This is a genomic window from Methylobacterium sp. E-066 (assembly GCF_022829635.1).
Taxonomy (GTDB): domain Bacteria; phylum Pseudomonadota; class Alphaproteobacteria; order Rhizobiales; family Beijerinckiaceae; genus Methylobacterium.
The window spans coordinates 1-7420 of the sequence record NZ_JAKSYO010000071.1 but is presented as its reverse complement, the minus strand read 5'-3'; the positions used below and the strand labels follow the sequence as shown (position 1 = coordinate 7420).

At 68.0% G+C, this 7420-nt stretch carries 7 protein-coding genes and 1 pseudogene; 3 read left to right on the top strand and 5 right to left on the bottom strand.

What is annotated here, in order from left to right:
• Positions 1 to 58 precede the first annotated feature (58 nt).
• Together MKL20_RS08225 and MKL20_RS32940 are read left to right on the top strand one after the other, a co-directional pair.
• Positions 59 to 878: pseudogene (locus MKL20_RS08225) on the top strand (IS5 family transposase); the annotation flags it as partial.
• Positions 879 to 968: 90 nt separating this feature from the next.
• Positions 969 to 1100, top strand: coding sequence for a hypothetical protein (locus MKL20_RS32940; protein WP_279594611.1), 132 nt, complete (start codon positions 969 to 971; stop codon positions 1098 to 1100).
• A 713-nt stretch (positions 1101 to 1813) separates the two neighbouring features.
• On the opposite strand, the gene MKL20_RS08220 is transcribed toward MKL20_RS32940, so the two are convergent.
• The 3 genes from MKL20_RS08220 to MKL20_RS08210 form a co-directional block, all read right to left on the bottom strand.
• The gene (locus tag MKL20_RS08220) at positions 1814 to 2062 is read right to left on the bottom strand and encodes a hypothetical protein (protein WP_244036270.1); all 249 of its coding nucleotides are present in this window, start codon (positions 2060 to 2062) and stop codon (positions 1814 to 1816) included.
• Positions 2063 to 2090: 28 nt separating this feature from the next.
• On the bottom strand, positions 2091 to 3035 hold the full coding sequence (locus tag MKL20_RS08215; protein ID WP_244036269.1) for an outer membrane protein: 945 nt from the start codon (positions 3033 to 3035) through the stop codon (positions 2091 to 2093).
• Positions 3036 to 3279: 244 nt separating this feature from the next.
• On the bottom strand, positions 3280 to 4272 hold the full coding sequence (locus MKL20_RS08210; protein ID WP_244036268.1) for an outer membrane protein: 993 nt from the start codon (positions 4270 to 4272) through the stop codon (positions 3280 to 3282).
• Between the two features lie 220 nt (positions 4273 to 4492).
• Here MKL20_RS08210 and MKL20_RS08205 point away from each other — a divergent pair, with 220 nt between their 5' ends.
• Positions 4493 to 4825 carry an MmcQ/YjbR family DNA-binding protein gene (locus MKL20_RS08205; RefSeq protein WP_243969343.1) on the top strand — a complete coding sequence of 111 codons (333 nt, stop codon included), beginning with the start codon at positions 4493 to 4495 and terminating at the stop codon, positions 4823 to 4825.
• Positions 4826 to 4896: 71 nt separating this feature from the next.
• Here MKL20_RS08205 and glmM read toward each other — a convergent pair whose 3' ends face one another.
• Together glmM and MKL20_RS08195 are read right to left on the bottom strand one after the other, a co-directional pair.
• The gene (gene glmM, locus MKL20_RS08200) at positions 4897 to 6240 is read right to left on the bottom strand and encodes a phosphoglucosamine mutase (RefSeq protein WP_244036267.1); all 1344 of its coding nucleotides are present in this window, start codon (positions 6238 to 6240) and stop codon (positions 4897 to 4899) included.
• Between the two features lie 122 nt (positions 6241 to 6362).
• Positions 6363 to 7109: a sulfite exporter TauE/SafE family protein gene (locus MKL20_RS08195; RefSeq protein ID WP_244036266.1), complete on the bottom strand. Its 747-nt coding sequence runs from the start codon at positions 7107 to 7109 to the stop codon at positions 6363 to 6365.
• Positions 7110 to 7420 lie beyond the last annotated feature (311 nt).

The following is a 7420-nucleotide window of genomic DNA, read 5'->3' as shown; positions in this document are numbered from 1 at the left end:
GTTCGCATCTCAAAGTACTTATCGCATGCCTGCTAGGTTCGTGTCGGTTTGGTGGCTGATGGGGCTGGATCGGCGCGGCTATCCGTCCGAAGTGTTCGATGAAGAATGGGCGCTGGTTGCGCCGTAACTGGCGCTGGTGCGGGAGAGTTCGGGCCAGCGGTACCACGAACTGCGGGAGGGTGTCAACGGCTTGCGGGTCATCCTGAAGACGGGGGGCCCGTGGCGGGTCATGCCGCAAGACCTGCCGCCGTGGGCGGCGGTGTACCAGCAGACGCAGCGCTGGCTGGCTGCGGAGTGCTTCACCGATGTGGCCGGGGATCTACGGGCGGTTCTCCGGATGGCAGGGGATCGCAAGCCGGAGCCGTCGGCGGTGATCCTGGACAGCCGGACGCTGCGGTCCTCGCCCGAGAGCGGCGAGCGGGCGGGCTACGACGGGGCCAAGCGCAAGCGCGGTTCGAAGGTGCATCTGGCGGTAGACACGCCAGGCCACGTGGTGGCGCTGCATGTCACCCCGGCCGATGCCGACGATCGCGGCGAGGTCGATCGCCTGACCGGCGCGGTGCAAGCGGAGACGGACGGAAGCGTCAAGACGGGCTTCGTCGATCAGGGCTACACCGGCGCGCGGGCGGCGGACGCGGCCCAGGCGCACGGTATCGCCCTGGAGGTGGTCAAGGCGCCCGAGGCCAAACGCGGGTTTGTCCTGCTGCCGCGTCGCTGGGTGGTGGATCCTTCGACAAGCTCAGGATGAGGGGTCCTTCGCCTGGGCGACGCGCTGTTGGCGCCTGGTCAAGGATTACGAGCGTTATGCCAGCACGCTGGCAGGACTTCACAGGGTCGCCTTCGTCTGTCTCATGCTGAAACAGGCCGAACGATTGATGACAGGTTACAGGTTCATAACACGCTCTAGGAGCCTGTCCCAGAGCCGTGAGCTTCTCGGCGAGCCGACGCTGGATGGGTAGCGTGTCGAGATGCGCAGGTTCCTCGTGGACGGGCGTCCGACGTTCTGCCTCGCCGAGAAGGAGCTGCCGCGGTTCAGGCAGACCGTCCGCGAACTCTACAATGCGCGGATCGCCGAACGGGTCTGCGGCTTCGGACGCTGAGATCTCCGCATCGCCTCCTTCAGGTCAACTTGCTCCATGAGCGTCGCGGAAGGAGAGACCGCCAGCGCGCTGCCCCGTCAAACGGGTATCACGCGCTTATGGGGTGAGCCCCCTCGAGCTTGACGCGCTTATTGGGTTGAACGGCACATCCTTATGCGGTGCGGGCCGGTCGAACATCAAAGACTTAGCGGCCCGTCAACGCGCCCTTATGGGGTGCACGACACGAGTAAGATGTCGCTGAGCGTGTCGATATGAGCCTTCCTGCCGAACAGCAGGTCGCCCACCTCGAAGAACGGGCCGCGCGGTCGGATGTGCAATCCGCCATCGCACGCGTGCGGAACGCTCCGGATGTGCCTCCCGAGGACGGCGACGACATGCCGGACGCGGGTCGGACCAGAGGAATGGATCGGTAGCCGACGGAACGGCCCCTCAATTCGCGACCGCGTCCGCCCGTCACGCGCGCAACAGCGGTGAGGGACGCGGCGTAGACGACGGATATCCAAGCTCTTCCCTCATCCTGAGGTGCCCGGCGATCGAAGATCGCTGGGCCTCGAAGGAGCCCTCCAGGAATCGCGCGGCTGGCTGGAAGGCTCCTTCGAGGGCTTCGCTCCGCTACGCCACCTCAGGATGAGGTCGCAAATGGGAACACCCGCCAAAAGGCCTCAGAGGCATACCCGGCAGCAGCCCGATCCGGAGCAGCGGCACGGCCTCATTCACCAAGCCGGCCCCCGGCGGGGCGGCTCGTTGTACATCGGGACGTTGTGGTTGCGGGGCAGGTAGCCCCGGACGATCACGGGCGGCGGCACGGCCGACGCTTCGGGTCGCGCGCGGACGACGCGCCGGAGGCGGGGCGGATTGAAGCCGCGATCCTCGGGCCAGGCGGAGACCGGGGCCGGGACGAGAGCGGCTAGCAGCACGACCCAGGCGAGCGTCGGCGGTCGGGCGGGGCGGCGCTGGGTCATGGTCGGTATCCGGCCGGCATCGGGACGATCAGAACTTGAGGGCGGCGCCGCCGCGGATCGTGTTCAGCTCGGCACGGTGACCGTTGAAGCTCTGGAACAGCACGTACTGATACTCGCCCCGCAGCAGGATGTTGGGCGTGATCGCGTATTCGAGGCCGAACCCGAGGGCGACGCCGCCGATCGTCTTGGTCTTGGCGTTCGCGACGAGCGAAGTCGGGCCGTATGGAATCGTCTGGACGCCCTGTCCGGCCGGCGTCGACCGGTTGAGCGGGAAGTTCGGGTTGAAGCTGGCATAGCCGTGATTGTAGACGGCGGCCGGCAGGCCCGTGGTCTGGGCCTGGTTCGCCGCATAGGTTGTGGCGCTGTAGCCGTAATTCTGGACCGCGACGGTGTCGTTGATCGTCACCCGCCCGACCGCGAGGCCGCCCGTGACATAGGGGAGCAGGTTGCCGAAGGCGTAGCCCGCCCGGCCGCGGATGCTGCCGTAATCGTCGATCCGCGTGTTCGACGAGCCGGAGAGATTGACCGACTCGGCATTGCCTCCAGCCGTCGTCATGATCCGACCGATGCCGTTGGTCGACCAGCTGTTCAGATCCGCGTGCGTGTAGTCGGCCTCGATACCGAGAACGATGTCGTCGAACTGGACGTTGTAGCCCGCAAACGCGCCGAAGCTCGCGCTCTTCACGCGGGTTCCCGGCAGTGACAGAATCTTCGAGACGCCGAACTCGCTCTCGATATCGCGGTAGCTGAAGTACTGCGCGAGGGTCGATTGCAGGGCGTTGCGCTGCGCCAGACCGCCCGACGTATACCCGCCATGGCCGCCGACATACACGCCGCTCCAGTCCACCACCGGGGCCGGGACCGGGTCGTAATCGGCGCCGCGCAGGTAATCGTAATCCAGGTCGGCGGCCCGGGCTGTGCTTGCGCCGCAGAGGCCGAGGATCGCCAGCAGCGGCAAGGTGACGGTACGCATCGGGATCGTCCTGGGACTGCGAGACGGACGGCGGCTCGGGCCTCGATGCAGTGATAGATGGGTAACCTTAAGCGTCCGTTATTTTGGGGTCCTTTCCGATATCCCGATCCGATCATCGCGGCCTGGTAAGAACTATCCGGCGGCCCAATTCTGCTCTGTGCATCCACCGAGCCCCGGCGCAGAACGAAAAAAAACGGCGCGGAGGGGATCCGCGCCGTCTGCCGTCAGAGTCGTTGGGAAAAAATCAGTACTTGCGCACCAGCGGGCCGGGGATCGGCTCGGGCATCAGCGGCGGCAGCGGCGCCGCGACCAGGCCGCCGAGGTAGTAGCGCAGGCCGATCTTCACGTCGTGCGCCTCGATGTCCTTCACCTTGATCGCCTGCAGGCTGCCGGTGCAGCACGGCACGAAGCCCGGGCCGGTCTCGGCCTTGCCGAGGTTGAGGTAGCGGTAGGCCAGTTCGATCTTCAGGGCATCGCTCACGTCGTAGGCGAGACCGGCATGCAGGGCCCAGGCGAAGCTGCCGCTGGTCTTGCTCTTGTAGAACTTGCTGCCGCTGTTGGTGTTGTACACCGGGTTGCCGTTGCTGTCGTAGACCGGCGCGTAGTTGTAGTACGCCTGCCCGCACTTGCAGTCGTAGATCGGGTTGCCGTAATCGTAGGCGTAGCTCGGGCTGGTGAACTGCTGGTTGGTCGAGTAGCCCGAGATGTGGTTGAAGGCGTAGCCGACGCCGCCGCCGATGAACGGCGTGATGCCGTACCAGGTGCCGAGGTCGAAATACGCGTTGGCCAGGACCACCGCGGAATCGAAGTTGCTGGTCGACTTGTTGACCCCGTAGGAGCCGAGGCCGTTGTCGAACTCGGGGCCCTTGTAATACTCGCTGCCGCGCAGGCCGGTGGAGTAGCGGTACTCGCCGGTCACGTCGCCGCGCAGGAACGGGGTGAACTGGTAGCCGACGCCGACGCCCGCGAAGCCGCCGCCGCCGATCTCGTTGCCGAACGCGCGGTTGGCCTCCGGGTAGCCGGTGTAATCGTAGGCCTCGGTGTATTTCGGCCGGGTGTAGACGCTGGCGCCGACATCGCCGCGCAGGTACCAGCCGCCGCCGACCTCGATCGGGGGCGGGGGGGGCGGCGGCGGAGGCGGGGGCAGCAGGTCCGCGGCAGCGGCCAGGCAGGGCGCGCCGACGCTCGCCGCGAGCGTCAGGCTGCGCACCAAAGCGTTCAGCTTGGAGCGGGCCATAAGGATTCCTTCACTGGACTCATGTGCCGGACGCTTGGCAAGCCGGCTCGGATGACGTGGTGAAGGATGGATCGAACCTCTTAAATCCGGCTTAACGTTAAATGTTAGCCTTGCGGGCTGCTACAGCCTGCAAAACCGCAGCTCACCGAAGGATTTGCTAGTCTTGGCCGCACCGCTCGGTACGATCACGAACACATCCGCCCGTGGGCCGGGCTGAGCGGTGCTGCCCGAGGACGTGCGCATCCTGGCGCTGATGCTGCCGGAGACGGTGGCGGGCGCCCATCGCGGCAACCCGGATTTCCGCGTCGGCGGCCGGGTGTTCGCGACCCTGTGGGTCGAGGAGGCCCGGGTGGTGCTGCGCCTCGCCCCCGCCGACCAGGCGGAGCTGTGCGAGGCCGAGCCGGACCTGTTCACGCCGCTCGACGGCGCCTGGGGCCGGCGCGGCTGGACCAATCTCGACCTCGATCTCTGCGAGGAGGAGGCCCTGCGCGCCGCCCTGCTGGCGGCTTGGCGGACCACCGCACCGGCCGTGCTGCGCGCCGCCTACGCGTGAAGCACCGAGCCCTCAGGGGCTCCGCCCCCGAACCCCGCCAAAGGGCCGCAGGCCCTTTGGGATCCCGGATCTTAGGCCGCGACCTTGGTGACGGCCTCGACCACCTCGTCGACCACCTCGTTGACCAGGCTGCGGTCGTCGCCCTCGGCCATCACGCGGATCACCGGCTCGGTGCCGGAGGGGCGGATCACCAGGCGGCCGCCATTGCCCAGGCGGGCGCGGGCCTGGGCGATCGCGCTGACCACGCTGTCCTGGCTGAGCGGCTGACCGGTCCGGTAGCGGACGTTCTTGAGGATCTGCGGCAGCGGATCGAAGCAGTGGCAGACCTCGCTCACCGGCCGGCCCTGGCGCTGCACCACGCTCAGAAGCTGGAGCGCCGCCACCAGGCCGTCGCCCGTGGTGGTGTAGTCCGACATGATGATGTGGCCGGATTGCTCGCCGCCGAGATTGTAGCCGTGCTCGCGCATGTGCTCGAGGACGTAGCGGTCGCCCACCGCGGTGCGGGCCAGGGTCAGGCCGAGGCCGCCGAGAAAGCGCTCCAGGCCGAGATTGGACATGATCGTCGCCACCAGCCCCGGCTGGGTGAGCCGCTCGTCCTCCTGCCAGGAGCGCGCGACCACCGCCATCAGCTGGTCGCCGTCGACCACGTGGCCCTTCTCGTCGACGATCAGCACCCGGTCGGCGTCGCCGTCCAGCGCGATGCCGATATCGGCGCGGCGCTCGCGAACCTTGGCGACCAGGGCCGCCGGGGCGGTGGAGCCGACATCCCGGTTGATGTTGAACCCGTCCGGCTCGGTGCCGATGGCGATCACCTCGGCGCCGAGTTCCCACAGGGTCTCGGGGGCGACCCGGTAGGCGGCGCCGTTGGCGCAATCGACCACCACCCGCAGGCCGTCGAGGGTCACGTGCCGAGGGAGGGTGCGCTTGGCGAACTCGATGTAGCGGGCATGCACGCTCTCGATCCGCTTGGCCCGGCCGAGATCGGCGGAGCCCGCCAGCCGCGTGTGCAGCTCGGCGTCGATCAGCTCCTCGATCTCGCCCTCGATCGTGTCGTTGAGCTTGAACCCGTCGGGGCCGAACAGCTTGATGCCGTTATCCTCGAAGGCGTTGTGCGAGGCCGAGATCATCACGCCGATATCGGCCCGCATCGAGCGGGTCAGCATCGCCACCGCGGGGGTCGGCACCGGGCCAAGCTGGAGCACGTCCATGCCCACCGAGGTGAAGCCGGCGATCAGCGCGGTCTCGATCATGTAGCCGGACAGGCGGGTATCCTTGCCGATCACCACCCGGTGGCGGTGATCGCCGCGCTGGAACACCAGGCCCGCCGCCTGCCCGACCTTGAGGGCGAGTTCCGGGGTAATCACCCCGTTGGCCCGGCCCCGGATGCCGTCGGTTCCGAAATACTTGCGCGCCATCAGAATCTCCGGTGCCGGACCGCTCGCCCGGCCAACGCGCCGATAGCGTAGCCCGACAGACCTTAGCAGATTGGATTGCCCCGGGTGCTCCGCGACAAAGACGGTCGAAATGGGGCGTGGCCCTACAGCACCCGCGGGAGCGCCGCCGCCAGCAGCGTGACGCCGGAGATTGTCAGGAGGCCGAGCACCACCCGGCGGAAGGCGGTCTCGCTCAAGCCGACATAGACCCGGGTGCCCAGAAAGACCGGGATCAGCATGGCGGGCAGCACCACGGCCAGCATCGGCAGGGCTGCGCGGGTGACGAGGCCGGAGCCGAGATAGACCAGCATGGTCACGGCCAGCATCGCCAGGTTGAAGTTCTGGATGATCGTGCGCTGCACGTCGCGCTCGTAGCCGCGCAGCACGCACCACAGGGTCGGCAGCGTACCGGTGAAGCCGCCGAGCCCGCCGAGCAGGCCGCCGCTCAGGCCGACGGCGGCATCCGCCAGCCGCCCGCCCGTGGTGATCCGCGGCAGGTCCTTGGCCAGCAGCATCGCCGGGCACCAGACCACCAGCAGGCTGCCGAGCACCAGCTTGAACCAGTCGGCATCGAGGTGGGGCAGCAGCATCACCCCGAGCGGGACCCCGGCCAGCCCGCCCAGCAGGAACGGCGCGAGGCGAGCCCGGTCGAAGCCGCGTCGCACCGTGACGGCGGCGACGATCTGGCCGGTCAGGGATCCGGCGACCGCCAGGATCGCGGCCAGCTGCGGATCGATCACCCAGGCCCAGAACGACAGGGCCACGAGCCCGAAGGCAAAGCCCGACAGCCCCTGCACGAACCCGGCGACCGCGGCCCCGAGGCCGACGACGAGATAGACGGACAACGCCATGGGGTACGCGGCTCAGACAGATCCCCTCCGGTCTTTCCGATTCGCCGCCGAGAGCCGAGCCTCCGGCCGAGCTTGCGGCGGGTGTTCGCGGACAGGCGGGGCGGATTGTCATGGGGGGCGAGGCAGGACGCGCCCACCCTCCCCCTCTGCCTATCGGATTTACACATCCTCGGATGTGGCGCGGGTCCCCTCTCCCGTGCGGGAGAGGGACAGGGTGAGGGATGCGCGTTTTCCGGAAAGACCTGGTCCCTCACCCCAACCCTCTCCCGCACGGGAGAGGGGGCGCGTGGCGGCTTTCGCAAGCCGATGTG

Coding starts and splice junctions, on each gene's coding strand:
- MKL20_RS32940 (WP_279594611.1), top strand. CDS start 969: ATGCGCAGGTTCCTCGTGGACGGGCGTCCGACGTTCTGCCTCGCCGAG.
- MKL20_RS08220 (WP_244036270.1), bottom strand. CDS start 2,062: ATGACCCAGCGCCGCCCCGCCCGACCGCCGACGCTCGCCTGGGTCGTG.
- MKL20_RS08215 (WP_244036269.1), bottom strand. CDS start 3,035: ATGCGTACCGTCACCTTGCCGCTGCTGGCGATCCTCGGCCTCTGCGGC.
- MKL20_RS08210 (WP_244036268.1), bottom strand. CDS start 4,272: ATGGCCCGCTCCAAGCTGAACGCTTTGGTGCGCAGCCTGACGCTCGCG.
- glmM (WP_244036267.1), bottom strand. CDS start 6,240: ATGGCGCGCAAGTATTTCGGAACCGACGGCATCCGGGGCCGGGCCAAC.
- MKL20_RS08195 (WP_244036266.1), bottom strand. CDS start 7,109: ATGGCGTTGTCCGTCTATCTCGTCGTCGGCCTCGGGGCCGCGGTCGCC.